The organism is Pedobacter indicus (assembly GCF_003449035.1).
GTDB lineage: Bacteria > Bacteroidota > Bacteroidia > Sphingobacteriales > Sphingobacteriaceae > Albibacterium > Albibacterium indicum.
Map to the genome: position 1 here is coordinate 1,654,499 of NZ_QRGB01000001.1, position 15,277 is coordinate 1,669,775.

11 protein-coding genes are annotated in these 15,277 nt (G+C 40.2%); 9 read left to right on the plus strand and 2 right to left on the minus strand.

The features are described from left to right. Positions 1-138: 138 nt before the first annotated feature. A complete protein-coding gene (locus tag D3P12_RS07450) occupies positions 139-612 on the plus strand; it encodes a DinB family protein (RefSeq protein WP_118194384.1) in 474 nt (157 codons plus the stop codon). 68 nt (positions 613-680) lie between these two features. On the opposite strand, the gene D3P12_RS07455 is transcribed toward D3P12_RS07450, so the two are convergent. After that, positions 681-1,625 (minus strand): helix-turn-helix transcriptional regulator, encoded by a 945-nt coding sequence (locus tag D3P12_RS07455; RefSeq protein ID WP_118194385.1) that lies wholly within the window; start codon positions 1,623-1,625, stop codon positions 681-683. A 156-nt stretch (positions 1,626-1,781) separates the two neighbouring features. On the opposite strand from D3P12_RS07455, the gene D3P12_RS07460 reads away from it, so the two are divergent. The 8 genes from D3P12_RS07460 (at position 1,782) to D3P12_RS07495 (ending at position 13,691) form a co-directional block, all read left to right on the plus strand. Continuing rightward, positions 1,782-2,114, plus strand: coding sequence for a hypothetical protein (locus D3P12_RS07460; RefSeq protein WP_118194386.1), 333 nt, complete (start codon positions 1,782-1,784; stop codon positions 2,112-2,114). Positions 2,115-2,157: 43 nt separating this feature from the next. Continuing rightward, the gene (locus D3P12_RS07465; protein WP_118194387.1) at positions 2,158-6,495 is read left to right on the plus strand and encodes a CusA/CzcA family heavy metal efflux RND transporter; all 4,338 of its coding nucleotides are present in this window, start codon (positions 2,158-2,160) and stop codon (positions 6,493-6,495) included. 8 nt (positions 6,496-6,503) lie between these two features. Next, positions 6,504-7,649, plus strand: coding sequence for an efflux RND transporter periplasmic adaptor subunit (locus D3P12_RS07470; protein WP_118194388.1), 1,146 nt, complete (start codon positions 6,504-6,506; stop codon positions 7,647-7,649). A 115-nt stretch (positions 7,650-7,764) separates the two neighbouring features. Then, the gene (locus D3P12_RS07475) at positions 7,765-10,107 is read left to right on the plus strand and encodes a TonB-dependent receptor (RefSeq protein WP_118194389.1); all 2,343 of its coding nucleotides are present in this window, start codon (positions 7,765-7,767) and stop codon (positions 10,105-10,107) included. Positions 10,108-10,121: 14 nt separating this feature from the next. Then, positions 10,122-11,141, plus strand: a complete 1,020-nt coding sequence (locus D3P12_RS07480; RefSeq protein ID WP_118194390.1) for a histidine kinase — start codon at positions 10,122-10,124, stop codon at positions 11,139-11,141. Then, a complete protein-coding gene (locus D3P12_RS07485; protein ID WP_118194391.1) occupies positions 11,135-12,175 on the plus strand; it encodes a sensor histidine kinase in 1,041 nt (346 codons plus the stop codon). Before D3P12_RS07480 ends, D3P12_RS07485 begins: the two co-directional genes overlap by 7 nt. Further along, on the plus strand, positions 12,172-12,879 hold the full coding sequence (locus tag D3P12_RS07490) for a LytR/AlgR family response regulator transcription factor (protein WP_118194392.1): 708 nt from the start codon (positions 12,172-12,174) through the stop codon (positions 12,877-12,879). The genes D3P12_RS07485 and D3P12_RS07490 overlap by 4 nt, the downstream gene beginning before the upstream one ends. A gap of 29 nt (positions 12,880-12,908) precedes the next feature. Then, a complete protein-coding gene (locus tag D3P12_RS07495; RefSeq protein WP_118194393.1) occupies positions 12,909-13,691 on the plus strand; it encodes an endonuclease/exonuclease/phosphatase family protein in 783 nt (260 codons plus the stop codon). Between the two features lie 229 nt (positions 13,692-13,920). Here D3P12_RS07495 and D3P12_RS07500 read toward each other — a convergent pair whose 3' ends face one another. Then, on the minus strand, positions 13,921-15,216 hold the full coding sequence (locus D3P12_RS07500; RefSeq protein WP_157970285.1) for a M23 family metallopeptidase: 1,296 nt from the start codon (positions 15,214-15,216) through the stop codon (positions 13,921-13,923). Between the last annotated feature and the right edge of the window lie 61 nt (positions 15,217-15,277).

Here is a 15,277-nt window from a genome sequence, read left to right on the forward strand (position 1 = left end):
TTTTCAGCTGTTAGATTATTTTTTATTTCTAAATCCTGCTGACAAACTGCTGTCATAGCAGCTTGTATCTTTGTGTTATACAAAGCAATAAGTTTGATCCGGACAAACGTAGTTTTTATCTTAAAATATTAGAACCTTATGAAAACGACCGTAATTTTAACAAAAGAAGAGTTTTTAGAGCATTGGTTAGGACATCGTGCATTGACCCGCAGAACCATAGAGAAATTTCCAGAGAAAGAACTTTTTGAATTCTCTATTGGTGGTATGCGAACTTTTGCTGATCTGGTGAAAGAGCTTTTATCCATTGCTGAGCCTGGTCTGCGCGGAATCGTTGAAAGAGCCGATAAGCCCTACGACCATAAACTGAATTTAAATACGAAAGCTGAATTATTGGCACAATGGGATGCTGATACACCCAAAATTAGAGAACTGTACAATCAAATCCCTGAGGAAGATTTCCACGAAACGCATAATCTGTTTGGTGAATATAATTTCCCGATTTATAGTAATCTGCTCTATTTTGTCGATAATGAAATCCATCATCGGGGTCAAGGTTTTGTTTATCTACGTGCACTGGGCATTGAGCCTCCTTTCTTTTGGGAACGTCAATAGCAAATAATAATACCGTTTTATTTTTAGATCTTCTGCTTTCATATTATTTGGAAGCGGAAGATTTATTTTTAGACCTTGATTTTACTAAGCAGCTCGCTTACTTTTTTCTTCAACGACTCAGGTTCCAATATTCTTGCCCGATCAGCAAACATGAGATACCAACGAGGAAATTCTTGCTCGATGTTTTTTGATTCAAATGTCATGATGACCTCTTCTCCCCTAGTTTCTTCAGCTACGAAGCCATAATAATTACGTTCCCACTGCAGGTATCTGGCAAAATCACGAGAGATTGCCAGGCGTATTTTTGTAGTGGGAACGTTTTCATCTTTTTTTAGGTAATAGGAGAGACGTTTATGTTTTTTCGTGAAAGGCTCGTCAGTCAAATGTATCTTATGAATCCGGTCTATTCGAAATTGCCTATAATCTTTTCGGAGATGGCAATACGCCATAAAATACCAGTATGCCCCCTCATGAAACGCACCAACCGGCTCAATTGTACGTGATGTTGGTTCGGTAGAGCTACCACTTTGGTATTCCATATTAATAAGCTTTTTCCGCGCGACACCATCGAAAAGATATGATAGAGCTGACGGTACGTTTTTATTGAAGCGGTTTTCCAATACACTCATCGCTATGTTTTCTTCCAGCTCTGTTATATTCATCTTTTCATGAGATCGTAAGTAGGCTTTAATTTTATTAATTGCTGACGCAAAATGTTTGGATAGGTCAGGGTCTACAAACTTTTTCATGAGCTGTTCTGCGGCAGCAAGCGTTATGATCTCTTCATTTGTGAAGCGAGGTAATGCTATCTTATAGCCCTCGACCAATGCGTAGCCAGATCCAGCTTCTCCATAAATAGGTATTCCTGCTTGTTCGAGAGAACGGATATCACGATAAATCGTTCTCTTGCTTACTTCAAACTGGTCTGCAAGGTCTTGTGCTCTGACCAATGGTTTGGCCTGAAGTTGAAAATAAATAGCAATGACCCGGTTAAATCTTTTGGTGATATCCATTTAATATTTAAAGATACAGTAAATTCTTACTATTCTTCATGAGGTTAATTAATAATAACCTTTTTACATTAAACTAAGACTGTTTCCCGAAAAAGAACTATTTTAGCTGCCGTGAAGAGAATACTAGTCATATTTCTTTTATCAATTTATGCCTGTGTGACTACAGAGTTCGGTCAATTCCTAAAGTTACCGATACTGGTTGCTCATTTCATAGATCATACCAATGAAGAAGACGATATGACGTTCTGGAATTATTTGGTTCATCATTATGGGGGGCATGAAATGGATGAAGATTGGGAAACAGACATGAAACTTCCTTTTATGAAAGGTGTTGAAACGTTGAACATACCAATCTTATCTCCTGAAAGTCGCGTTGAATTGTCTAGTATAATTGATAGCTCAATTATTTTAAAAATATTTCCATACTATACTGCTTATTTTCCAAATTCTCATTTAAATAAAATTTGGCAGCCGCCGCAATTCTGTTAATCGACTCTAACCCTTAATTAATTTATCGATTAACAGAATTTTTATGCTTAATAAGATCATTGAGTTTTCCGTAAGGAATAAACTCATCATTGGGCTGTTTACATTAGCCCTTATCATATACGGTAGCTTTGAAGCTACGAGATTACCTATAGATGCACAACCAGATATCACGAATAATCAGGTACAGGTTATAACAGTTGCATCGTCTTTCGGAGCCTTGGATATTGAACGCTTAATTACATTTCCTATTGAGCAAGCAAATAGCAATATCCCAGGAATTGAAGAAATTCGAAGTTTTTCCCGATTTGGCCTATCGCTGGTAACGATAGTTTTTGACGACAAGACAGACATTTATTGGGCTCGGCAACAGGTCGCCGAAAGGTTGGCACAGGTACAAAGCCAAATACCCGAAGGAATCGGCAGTCCTGAACTTGGGCCGATCTCTACAGGCTTAGGAGAAATTTATCAATACGTGGTGCGGCCAAAAAAAGGTTACGAGCATAAGTATGACGAGACCGAACTTCGGACCATTCAGGATTGGATTGTAAGAAGGCAGTTGCTTGGAGTTAAAGGGGTTGCTGACGTGAGCAGCTTCGGTGGAAAACTAAAGCAATATGAAATCGCGATTGATCCTCAGCAACTACAGGCTTACCATCTGACATTAGATGATGTATTCGATGCTCTAGCAAAGAATAACGAAAATACCGGAGGTGCATATATTGAGAAAGGACCTACCGTTTTATTTATTCGTAGTGAGGGGCTTATCGGAAGTGTAGAGGATATCGAAAATATTTCGATTAAGTCTGCTGATAGCCGGTCTCCGGTGTTCATTCGCGATGTGGCCAAAGTTAATATTGGCCATGCCACCAGATACGGAGCGATGACCTATAATGATGAAGGGGAGGTGTCAGGGGCGATTGTCATGATGCTAAAAGGTGCAAATAGCAATGAGGTCATTAAAGAAGTTAAAGCTAAGGTGGCGGAGATACAGAAAACACTGCCCGAAGGCGTAATCATTGAGCCTTTCTTGGACCGCAGTAAAATGGTTCATAATACAATTTCGACCGTTAAAACCAATCTAATCGAAGGTGCGTTGATCGTCGTTTTTATTCTGGTTTTATTTTTAGGTAATGTGCGCGCTGGTTTTTTAGTGGCTTCTGTGATCCCATTGTCAATGCTGTTTGCAGTTATCATGATGAATATATTTGGAGTCGGCGGCAATTTAATGAGTCTGGGAGCATTAGATTTCGGGTTGATTGTAGATGGTGCAGTGATTATTGTTGAAGCAGTTATGCACCAACTGACCCACAACAAAAAATACGGACTGAATAATATACTTCGTCGGGATGAGATGGACAAGCAAGTTATTTCCTCAGCCTCACGCATGGCAAATAGTGCTGTTTTTGGACAAATTATCATCCTAATTGTTTACCTCCCTATTCTGACGTTGAGTGGTATCGAAGGTAAAATGTTTAAACCGATGGCTCAGACCGTTGGGTTTGCATTGATCGGGGCATTCATCCTTTCATTGACATATATACCGATGATGAGTGCACTATTCTTAAGCAGAAAGAAGAAATTAAAACCCAATCGGTCAGATCGGGTAATGTCACGGATCGAGGTTTTCTATAAAAGATGCTTAATCAAAGCATTGGGTGTGCCGAAGGCTATCATCGGGATAATTCTCGTGTTGTTTATTGGGGCGATTTTCACACTTTCAAGGATGGGAGGTGAATTTATTCCATCATTAGAGGAAGGCGACTTTGCAGTTGAAACAAGGATTTTACCAGGAAGTAATATCAATACCACAATCGAGTACACCAACAAGGCGGCTCGGATTCTGAAGGATCAGTTTCCGGAAGTTGAAAAGGTCGTCACCAAAATAGGAAGTGGTGAAATACCTACGGAGCCTATGCCCATGGATGCAGGAGATATGATCATTGTTCTAAAGCCAAAAAGTGAATGGACTTCGGCAACTACCTTTCCCGAACTTTCTGAAAAGATGAGTCGTTCTATTCAAGATATTCCGGGAATTACAACGGGCTTTCAATTTCCGGTGCAAATGCGCTTCAATGAATTGATGACAGGTGCTCGTCAAGATATTGTTGTCAAAATATTTGGAGAAGATTTGGATAGCTTGGCCTATTACGCACAAAAACTAGGGGGCGTAGTGCAGACTGTTGAGGGCGCACAAGATCTTTACATCGAACCCATCAGTGGTATGCCACAAGTAGTGATTGATTTCGACCGTAATGCCGTTGCAAGATATCAACTGGATATTTCAGACATCAATCGGGTTGTAAATATGGCTTTCGCTGGTCAAAGTACGGGAATGGTATTCGAAGGAGAGCGCAGATTTGACTTGGTTGTGCGTTTAGATACTTCTAAACGGAGAAATATAGAAGATATCCGCAGTATTCTGATACCTGCACCAAGTGGTATCCAGATTCCCTTGAGCCAACTAGCAGAGGTTGAACTGAAAAATAGTCCAAATCAGATACAACGTGAAGATGCCAAAAGAAGAATCGTTGTTGGGTTTAACGTCAGAGGCAGGGATGTTGAAAGCATCGTCGAAGAGCTTCAAGAAAAGGTTGCAGTTGAGATTAATCTACCAGCTGGATATTATACGACATATGGTGGAACATTTGAAAATCTGAATCAAGCAAAAGCACGCTTGGGAGTCGCTGTACCTGTCTCATTGGTACTGATATTTCTATTATTGTTTTTCGCATTTGGGTCCATCAAACATAGTTTACTTATCTACACAGCCATTCCTTTGTCAGCGATCGGAGGTATTTACTTTTTGGCTTTGAGAGGGTTGCCTTTTAGTATCAGTGCCGGCGTTGGCTTTATCGCTTTGTTCGGTGTGGCTGTTTTAAATGGTATTGTATTAATTGCGGAATTTAACAGACTAAAAAGCCATGGTCTTAAAAACACAACACGAATTGTACTCATCGGTGCGAGGACTCGTTTACGACCCGTATTAATGACCGCGTGTGTTGCGTCGTTAGGTTTTTTACCGATGGCCATCAGTACAGGTTCAGGTGCTGAAGTTCAGCGCCCACTGGCTACCGTTGTAATCGGAGGGCTGTTGTTGGCAACCTTGCTGACACTTTTTGTCTTGCCTATCCTTTACATCCTTTTTGAAAAGATCCCTAAACTAAAACTCAGGACTAAAAGAAAGACTATGAAAGTATTGATCGCAATGCTCTTTATGTTGTCATCGTTACCTGCTTTTTCGCAGCAAGGTATTTTAATTGACCAAGCCATAGACACCGCTGTTAAAAACAGCTATTTAACGAAAAATAGCAAGCTTTTGTCCCAGTACCAGCAGAAACTGATAAGGAGTAGTTCAGATATTCCGCAAGCCTCGGTTAATGGGGAATATGGGCGTTTGAATTCATGGAGGAAAGATTATAAGATAGGGGTTTCTCAGACAATCTCTTTCCCGACTGTTTATCGGCGTAAAAAGGATGTATTGAACAGTCAATGGGAGGAGGCTGTTATCAATGAAAAGCTCGCCGAAGCTGAAATAGAGAGGCATGTTTCCGAAGTATTTTACCACCTACTGGTCCTTAATGAAAGAGAGCAGCTGTTAACGAAAACCGACAGCATATTTAAACTTTTCCTCGATAAGGCTACCAAACGATTTGATATGGGAGCCTCTAATATGATGGAAAAAGCCTCTGCCGAGGTACAGCGATCCCAGATTGCTATTCAATTAGAAGAATTGAGAAATGAACATGATTTAGCTCTTCTCCGTTTTCAGTTATTATTAAATACTGAGAAAAAATATATTCCAGAAGGAGAGGCCTTCAGTACTTTAACAGAAGGAGCTCATACAGCTGGTCAGATAAATGAGCACCCTGAAGTTGAATTATATAAACAGAAGATACAAACAGCGGAACATGAAACACGTTGGAAAAAATCAGAATTTCTGCCGAACCTTTTGGCTGGTTATTCTCTGCAAAGCATGGCTGAATTAGATTCACGGCATTACACTGCAATTGAAGTGGGAATTGGAATCCCGATTTTCAATAGAGGGCGCAAAGCGGCTGTCGCGGCTAGTAAACAAAAACAGCTTATCGCTGAGAACGACTATACGCAGAAACAGGCCGAACTGACAAGCAAATACCAACAAGCGCTTTTAGAGTACGAAAGCCGCGCGGAAACTATTCAAAGGTATCATGATGATCAACTTCCGAATGCGGAATTAATTATCCAAACTGCGAAGCGTCAATTCTCCGAAGGAGAAATTGATTACATAGAATGGATCATGCTGAACAATCAAGCTATCGCTATCCAATCTGACTATTTTGATGCATTACATGCGCTTAACCAAGCTATTATCAATCTTAATTATCTTCTATATTCTAAATAAAACGAACAATGAAAAATATTGCAATTATTCTATTTATAACAATCTTTTTTGGCTGTCAAAATGATCGTGACACGGCTGAACAAGGAAAGGAGAGCTCAGAGACACCAGCCATAGATAATATTGTCCGATTGACGTCAGAACAGTTAGAGAATGCATCGATTGATTCAGTATCGCTTGAAAAAGTTAATATTTCTGGTGTACTACGATTAAACGGAACTGTCGAAGTAGATCCGGATAATCGGGTTTCTCTCTCAAGTGCTTTAGGCGGCCATATCAAATCAGTCAATGTGCTTCCAGGGCAAGCGGTGCGGAAAGGGGAAGCTATATTAACCGTAGAAGACAACCAATTTATTCAAGTACAACAAGATTATCTTACGACAAAGGCTGAGTTAACCAGTGCAGAAGCCGATTTTAACCGTCAAAAAGAGCTGAATGCAAGCAAGTCGGTGAGTGACAAGGCGGTGGAGCAAGCAGAAACGGAATACCTGTCTCTGTTAGCCACTAAAAGAGGATTGGAAGAGAAACTGCGCCTGATCAATATTTCCCCATCGCAGCTAACGCCCGCTAATATCAGACGAGGGATCAATATTGTCGCACCATTCAATGGTGTGATTAGTGATGTAATGGTTAACAAAGGTAAATACGTTTCTCCGTCTGATGTATTGGTTGAACTGATCAATCCGCAATCAATGCTCTTACGACTTCAGGTTTTCGAAAAGGACTGGTCATCAGTGAGGGTCGGACAAACCATCGAAGCCCACACAAACCAAGAGTCTGATAAAAAGATCCAAGCCGAAATTATATCAACAGGAATGATCATTAACGAAGACGGAAGTGCGCTAGTGATTGCTCGCGTAAAGAACCCTCAGATTGTCCCTCTGGTACCTGGTCTGTATGTAAATGCACTTATTCATATCGAGAACAAAAATGTTTACACCCTGCCGAATGATGCCATTGTCTCATTCGAAAATAAAAGCTACATCTTTGAATGGATCGAGTCTACCTCTTTTCGAATGAAAGAAGTAACTACAGGCAGTTCAAATGACGGAAAAGTTGAAATTGTCAACTATGAAGATCTAGTCGATAAACCCATTGTAAATAAAGGAGCCTACTCCCTATTGATGGCGGCAAAAAACAAAGGCGAAGAAGAATAGTTCGTATTTTTGATAGGCTGGTTCGTCTATGAACTAGCCCATTCCGTCTAATAAACGAAAATTGAAATGATAGTCTTTCTACTTTCATATCATCATTATTCAAAAGATGTTAACTATGAGAAGGTTAGAGATTATCATTTTTATTTTATTTCTTTTACCAGTTGTTGTTGTCGCTCAAAGTCGGCCTCAGCTTACGCAGACGGTGCATGGTATGGTAAAAGATAAAGTTTCGGGCGAACCATTACCTGCAATTTCGATCTATTTGGATAACAAACAGTTGGATACCTCGACCGATGAGCATGGTCAATTTGTATTACATGAAGTGCCTATTGGTCGGCACACCGTTCGGGCAAGTGGTGCAGGTTATGAAACGGCTGTTATTAAAGAAGTCTTGGTGGGTACAGGCAGAGAGTTAAACCTGGAAATAGCACTTCATGAAAAATACATAGCTTTAGAATCGGTTGTGGTTACCCCCAAAATTAACAAAGAGCAATCGCTGAACCCCATGGCACTTGTGGGTGCTCAAATGTTTAGCGTGGAAGAAGCGAATAGGTTTGCAGGAGGAATGGATGATCCAGCTCGTTTGGTCAGTTCCTATGCCGGTGTGGCAACACCTCACGTATCGAATAACGGGATTTCAATCCGTGGAAATGCGCCAAGCCTTTTGCAGTGGCGTGTGGAAGGCATAGAGATTCCTAATCCGAATCATTTTGCTGATATTGACGTTTTGGGAGGCGGGCTTCTATCTGCATTAAGCAGCAATGTACTTGGTAATTCAGATTTCTTTATTGGTGCGTTCCCGGCCGAATATAATAATTCTATTTCTGGTGTTTTTGATATGCAATTGCGGAATGGAAATAGTCAACGACATCAACATACGTTTCAGCTGGGCGTTTTAGGAATAGATTTAGCTTCTGAGGGGCCTATTAGCCGAGAAAACAATTCGTCCTATATTATTAACTATCGATATTCAACAACGGGCCTAATCGGGAAGTTTCAAGATAAAGAAGATATGGGCGGTCTGCTAGCCTATCAAGATTTAAATTTCAAATTTAATTTTCCGACAAGTAAAATCGGTACTTTTTCGTTGTGGGGCGTGGGTTTCATGGATGAAGCTGATCCTATACTCGACGAGGATGAAGAACGAAAGTATCTGGATGACGGAATTCTTTCGGCAGCTAAACAAAAGTCAGGTTCGCTAGGCTTGTCCCATCGTTATTTCTTCGATAACAAGAAAACTTCTGTAAACACAACGCTTGCCGCAATACATCAAGGTAACGAGATCGAAGAAGAATTTTATAATTTAGATGAGGAGAGAAGTCCAAAAAGTGAACTGTATGCAAATACCACAAATCTGGTGTTTAATAGCGTGCTGAATCATAAATTTAACGCAAAGCATAGTAATAAAACAGGAATTACATTTACGAATATCCGTTATGACATGAACTTGGATTTTACACCAATATTCGAACAGCCTCTTGAAAATCTATTGAGCTCTACGGAAAGCGCGAACTTAATCTCAGGATATACGAACTCATTATTCAATATTAACGATGTATTAACGCTTTCCACAGGACTGAATGCACAGTATTTTTCTTTAAACGGTAATGTGACCATTGAGCCGCGAGCAAGTTTTAAATGGCAATTAAATCCAAAAAATTCGGTGGCAATAGCCTATGGCCTGCATAGTCGGATGGAAAAGCCGGACGTTTATTTTGTAAAAGATGAAGATGCGAATCTTCCCAACCGAAATCTCGATTTAATGAAAAGTCATCATCTTATGCTTTCTTATGTTTATAGTATTTCAGGTAATATGAGCTTGAAAATAGAACCTTATTATCAAGCGTTATTTGATGTGCCGGTTACAGACGATGGCAGTTATTCCATTCTTAATAGAAAGGATTTTTATATTAGTGAGAGCTTAGTTAATAAAGGAAAGGGGCGAAATTATGGGATTGACTTAACTTTTTCAAGATATCTTACAAGAGGATTATACTACATGATGACTGCATCTTTATTTGATTCGAAATACCTGGCGGGTGATGAGAGGTGGTACAACACTCGTTATAATAGAAATTGGATTACCAATGCTCTTGTTGGAAAAGAATGGATGTTCGGTCGGGATATGCTCAGCGTAAACCTGAAAGCTAGCATTCTGGGTGGCAAACGCTATACTCCGGTAGATGAAGCCGCTACATTTGCGCATCCCGATAAAGAGGTTCAATATGATGAAACAAGGATGTATTCGAAGCAATTTTCTCCGATGTTTATTGGTGATTTCTCTTTAAGCTATAAAATGAATCGAAAAAAAGTGGCACATGAATTCGCAATAAAAAGTATTAATGCAACTGGTGCGAAAGAATACTTAGAACATAAATATAACATCATAACACGAACGATTGAACCATACGAGCCTAGCACGTCTATTTTTAATGTAAGTTACCGGATCGAATTTTAGTGAAATAAAGGACAATGAGTGAACAGCACAAAAATACACTCTTTAACTTTCTGACTTCAACGAACTACAGAGTATGGAGGCACCTGTTTTTCATTTTGGCCTTTATTCCTATCGGACTGGCACAAGCTTTTTTTGTATTTGATGGTTATACTGAGATTTCTACTCGTACAATCTATGCATTTGGGATCGGTCTCTTTATCACAATTATTGCTTTTGTCTATTTCAATATTTACGTTTTAGCATCCCGCTTTTTGCCGAAAGGTGAATTCGCGACCTATCTTTTCGCCTTGTTGGTTTCGGTTTTTTTGTTTCTTTTTTTAAAACATATTACAGAATATTGGATTCTTTCTGCTGCTAATATTCATCGGGGATTTAATGGGATTACCCTGTTGGATGGCCTGTCAAATCTAATGCTCTACTCCATATGTATCGCCAGTGGTTCTATCTCACTGCTATTTAAACGATGGATGGCCGGGAATGATGAAATTGAAAATCTCAAAAATAAGCAGTTGAAAAATAGTATCGAGGAAATTAAAAGCAGGCTCCGTCCTCATTTCTTATACGCCACGTTGGACCATGCTTCAAACCGTGTGAAATCAGAACCGGTTCTGATTTCAGATACAGTCTTCCGATTGAGTGAGATGCTGAGATACCAATTGTACGATTCCAAGAGAGACCGAGTTCTGTTGACGTCTGATATAGAATTCATACGGAATTATCTGGTGCTAGAAAAGCAGAATAGGGAAGGGGCGCTTACTTATACGATATCGGTCAATGGGAACCCCAATAAGCTGGTTTTTCCAGCACTGTTTATCCCTTGGGTCGATGAAATCGCTGCCGGTAAACCAACCCAGATTGATATCTTATTTGATATCGATACTTGTTTGATCAAGTTCGAGTGTCGGGTATGGGGACTAGACTTGTCACCATGCGACTTTTCGAAAATCCAACAGGAACAAAAGGTACTATATGCTGATGATATAGCTATAAAAAAAGAAGACGGATTGATCGAATTACAGTTGAAAATATGCTGAGCAAGATTAACCATATCACCCCCGATATACTCTTAAATCGACAGTATAGACCACTAAGGCATGTTTTACTGCAAATTGCCGTTCTGTTGATCACGGTCAATATCTTATGGGATAAACCTACCCAAATCCTACCCAGCCGTTTATGGGCCTGGGGAATATATTGGCTATTGTTCAACCTCGCAATTTATATCAATATGTACGTACTGGTACCACGCTTTTTGTTGAAAGGTAAAACCAAATTGTACGTCGGACTCACATTCTTGTTGATTTTACTTTCAATACTGTCGATTGGAGTACTCCAAAGTTTGGCGGACGGTGAAAGCGCTACTACTGCACCTACTAGAGCGCCGGTGTTTATAGGTTTGCTATCTGGTTTGGGGTCTTTTGCTCTTTTTATAGGCGGAATTACCAACCTTCAATTATTTAAGTACCTATTAGAGAACCGCCAGAGGATCAATGAACTGGAGAATGCGACAATGGCTGTCGAGCTGGCCAATTTGCAGAACCAAATCAACCCACACTTTTTATTTAATATGCTGAACAATGCGAATATTATGGCAGGAGAAGATACGCAGAAATCATCTCTGATGCTCTCTAAATTAAAGGATCTTTTGCGCTATCAGGTTGACAAGAGTTCTGAAAAGACGGTTCGATTAGATCAGGAAATCGCATTATTGAAAGATTATCTCGAACTTGAAACCGTTCGACGAGATCGTTTTTCGTATGATATTAAATTTTGGGGAGACATGAGTCAATCCGTGCCGCCGCTTCTTTTTATTCCCTTTGTAGAGAATGCTGTTAAACACAATCCGGAGAACGATGCTTATGTTCATCTACTATTTCGCTTGACGGCTGATAAATTGTATTTTGAATGTATAAATCCGAAAGCCAAAACTACTCGGACTAGAAAAGAAGGAGGGATCGGCTTGGTGAATATCCGAAGACGTTTAGATTTATTGTATAAACAAAAATATGAACTTGTACTTAAGGATAATGGGAGTTTTTATACCGCAAAATTAGAGCTGGAGCTATGAAATGTATTATTGTAGACGATGAGCCTATCGCCCGTAAAGGGATAGAAAAACTAACAACAACTATCTCGTCGTTGAAATTATTAGGTTGTTTTGAAAGTGCCGAAACGGCGGCTAAATTTATTCGAGACCACGAAGTCGACTTACTCTTCCTGGATATCCAGATGTCCGGATTGAATGGGATTGAGTTGGCGAGAACGATTCCAGCGACAACTTTGGTCATCTTTACAACGGCTTTTGCAGAGTATGCACTTGACAGTTATGAGGTGGACGCAGTGGACTATCTCGTCAAACCCATCAAACCCGAACGATTTAAGAAGGCAGTAGAAAAAGCTCTTAGCTATCATAGTATGCTCCTATCTGAAGAAAAGAATGTTGGTATCGAGCAGGTTAATAATGACTTTATGTTCATAAAATCTGATCGTCGGTTCTTCAAAGTAAATTTTAGAGATATTTTGTTCGTTGAAGGCTTAAAGGATTATGTTATTATCCAAACGACGACCCAGCGTCTAATCACCCATATGAACCTGAAAACAATTCATGGATTGTTACCGCAACTTAATTTTTTACGTGTCAACCGTTCTTATATTATCAATAAAGAAAGTATTGATTCGTTTAGTAACAATGATGTCTTTATCAGAGATTATGAGATTAGCATCGGTAATAGTTATCGTGATGAGTTTTTTGATGAATTGTTGAAAAAGTAAGATCTTTAAGTTTAATTAACCTCAATCCGATGAAAAAGTTATGTCTTCTAATCTTTATTTGTGGCTTTGCTTTAGGCGTGAATGCTCAAACAAAAAATGAAACCCTTGAAGTGATTTCCTATAATATTCACCACGGAGCTAATAAGGACGAAGTGTTGACGATTGATAAGGTAGGTGAGTTTCTGAAGAAATACAAAGTAGACCTGGTTGGTCTACAGGAAGTTGACAGCTTATGTAACCGATCAGGAAAAACAGATCAGATGAAAGTTTTGGCGGAAATTACAGGTATGCATGCTGCATTTGGAAGGCATTTTCCTTATGATGGCGGATCTTATGGCTTGGGTCTGCTTTCAGCTTTTCCGTTAAGTGACATCCGCAACGATCGGATCACATCGAAATCTGTCGATGGTGAAAAACGCTCGCTCGCTCTGCTTAGTGCAATTGCAACCCTCCCTGATGGCCGGAAAATTCGATTCGCAACGGTTCATTTTGCACTGGATCAGCCGACGAGAATGCTCCAAGCTGAAGAGGTTCTGGAGTTTTTAAAAGAAGATGGTTCTATACCGGTTATTTTGACGGGCGACTTGAACGCTAAACCAGACAATGAGGCCATTGAGTTGTTACAACTCGATTTTTCATTGACTGACGCAAAGCTCGGCAATACCTTCCCTGTATATGAAGCTGATCGGAAAATCGATTACATCATGGTCAGCTCGAAAAATCTGCATTCCGTTAAAGGAGCGAAAGTTCTGGATAAAGAAGACCATTCTGACCATTTACCTCTTTGGAGTGCTGTGGAGCTGAAATTTTAGTGGTACTCCTCGTTTCGACAATCGAAAAATAAGTTAGACAAGGAACGAAGGTTGCTAGCGGAGTTGTTCGAGTTGTTTAAGAATTTATTACCTGATAATTCTCTAATGGATCCCTATTTTCGATCAAATGAACGGGGGCATTAGGGATCTAATAGGGAATCAATTGGCAAATACGTAAACCAAGTTTAAAATTATTTCGTAATGAGTTTGATGGAATTTCTGGGTTACATCAATCGTTTTCTATCCATCCTTTCGTGAAATTATTTTCTATCAAATAATAATCATCAATTTCAGCTAATATCTGAACTTGTTCGCCAGCCGGATATCGGTTGACAATGGCAGCCAGTAGATGAGGGCTTCTGTAAACAAGCTTTTCTTTTCGAAGGGTCAATGTTCTCAGCGGTTGAGAAGTATTCGTTACCTGATTTTCCGAAACGAATACCTTACTTTGATCTGGTAGCGTGGCTCGATAGCCATTTAGTGCTGCCGCCTCGATAATCAGCGGCGTATGGATCGCAACATCATGATTGGATGTGCTTATGCGAAGTGTATCGCCAATTCGTCCGATATCGGATGTGATCGCTGATGGCGTTGATTTTCCGGGCCTGACAAAAGGGAGTGGGTCAACCGCGCCGTTTGAAGTGTAAATGCCAAAATGAAGATGCGGTGGTGTGGTGCGGGCATTTCCTGTATTGCCAATCAAACCAACAGTGTCACCCGTTTTAACGGTTTGACCTGTTGAGACAATTTGGCTATCCAAATGGGCGTAATATAAGCTAATTGGCCGATCTTGAGCCCGAAGAAAGACAACTTTACCACCGAGGTTATTGGTTCCCACTCGACGGATGACACCGTCTGTCGCGGCGACGGCAGGTGTCATCCGATCAGCGAATATATCAATACCCTCATGTGATCTTCGGCCGCCATCGCGGTCGACGCCAAAGAAAGAGCCGATATGCTGCTTGGCATTCTCGGCAACCGGGTTTGATAGCGAGGGTTCTGCTGTTATCCTCAGATCAAAAGAAACATCGCTAAGCAATTCAGGCTGAATTCGAAGGATGTATTCTCCATTCCGTCGGACCGTATAGGAAAGAAAGGTGCTATCGGCTTCGACGGATGCTAGGTGCATGTGATTTTGTGTTGTGTCAGTAGCCCGGGCAAATAAGTCGATGAACAATTGTACACTGTCTAAACTTTGGGGGCTAATTTCAATCTGCAGTTGCTCACCATCTCTGGCTTCAAATAAATAACCGGCGGCATTGGGGAAATCTGCTCCGAAATACGCCTTTTCCTGATAGGGCACACTAATTTCAATAGGTTGCTGAAGACTCTGAACGGAGGCAGCTAACCAGCGCTCGTAAAGAATACTTCCATTCAATCCTGCGTTCTCGAGATGTTCTGAGTAACGCTCATGAGGTGTTTTCCCTTTGAATAAATCGCCGGTGATTTGATCACTACAGGCAATGATGAGGACCGAAAATAGCAGAGTAATATAGTAGACACTTTTAATTTCTTTGTTTCTCATATAGAGAAAACAAAAGAACATGTGAAATGTTGACGATCTTTAATGACCTTCTCCCAGAAGA

Bases quoted from the DNA above. Each gene is read 5' to 3' on its own strand.
- D3P12_RS07450 (WP_118194384.1), top strand. From the start codon at position 139: ATGAAAACGACCGTAATTTTAACAAAAGAAGAGTTTTTAGAGCATTGG.
- D3P12_RS07455 (WP_118194385.1), bottom strand. From the start codon at position 1,625: ATGGATATCACCAAAAGATTTAACCGGGTCATTGCTATTTATTTTCAA.
- D3P12_RS07465 (WP_118194387.1), top strand. From the start codon at position 2,158: ATGCTTAATAAGATCATTGAGTTTTCCGTAAGGAATAAACTCATCATT.
- D3P12_RS07470 (WP_118194388.1), top strand. From the start codon at position 6,504: ATGAAAAATATTGCAATTATTCTATTTATAACAATCTTTTTTGGCTGT.
- D3P12_RS07475 (WP_118194389.1), top strand. From the start codon at position 7,765: ATGAGAAGGTTAGAGATTATCATTTTTATTTTATTTCTTTTACCAGTT.
- D3P12_RS07480 (WP_118194390.1), top strand. From the start codon at position 10,122: ATGAGTGAACAGCACAAAAATACACTCTTTAACTTTCTGACTTCAACG.
- D3P12_RS07485 (WP_118194391.1), top strand. From the start codon at position 11,135: ATGCTGAGCAAGATTAACCATATCACCCCCGATATACTCTTAAATCGA.
- D3P12_RS07490 (WP_118194392.1), top strand. From the start codon at position 12,172: ATGAAATGTATTATTGTAGACGATGAGCCTATCGCCCGTAAAGGGATA.
- D3P12_RS07495 (WP_118194393.1), top strand. From the start codon at position 12,909: ATGAAAAAGTTATGTCTTCTAATCTTTATTTGTGGCTTTGCTTTAGGC.
- D3P12_RS07500 (WP_157970285.1), bottom strand. From the start codon at position 15,216: ATGAGAAACAAAGAAATTAAAAGTGTCTACTATATTACTCTGCTATTT.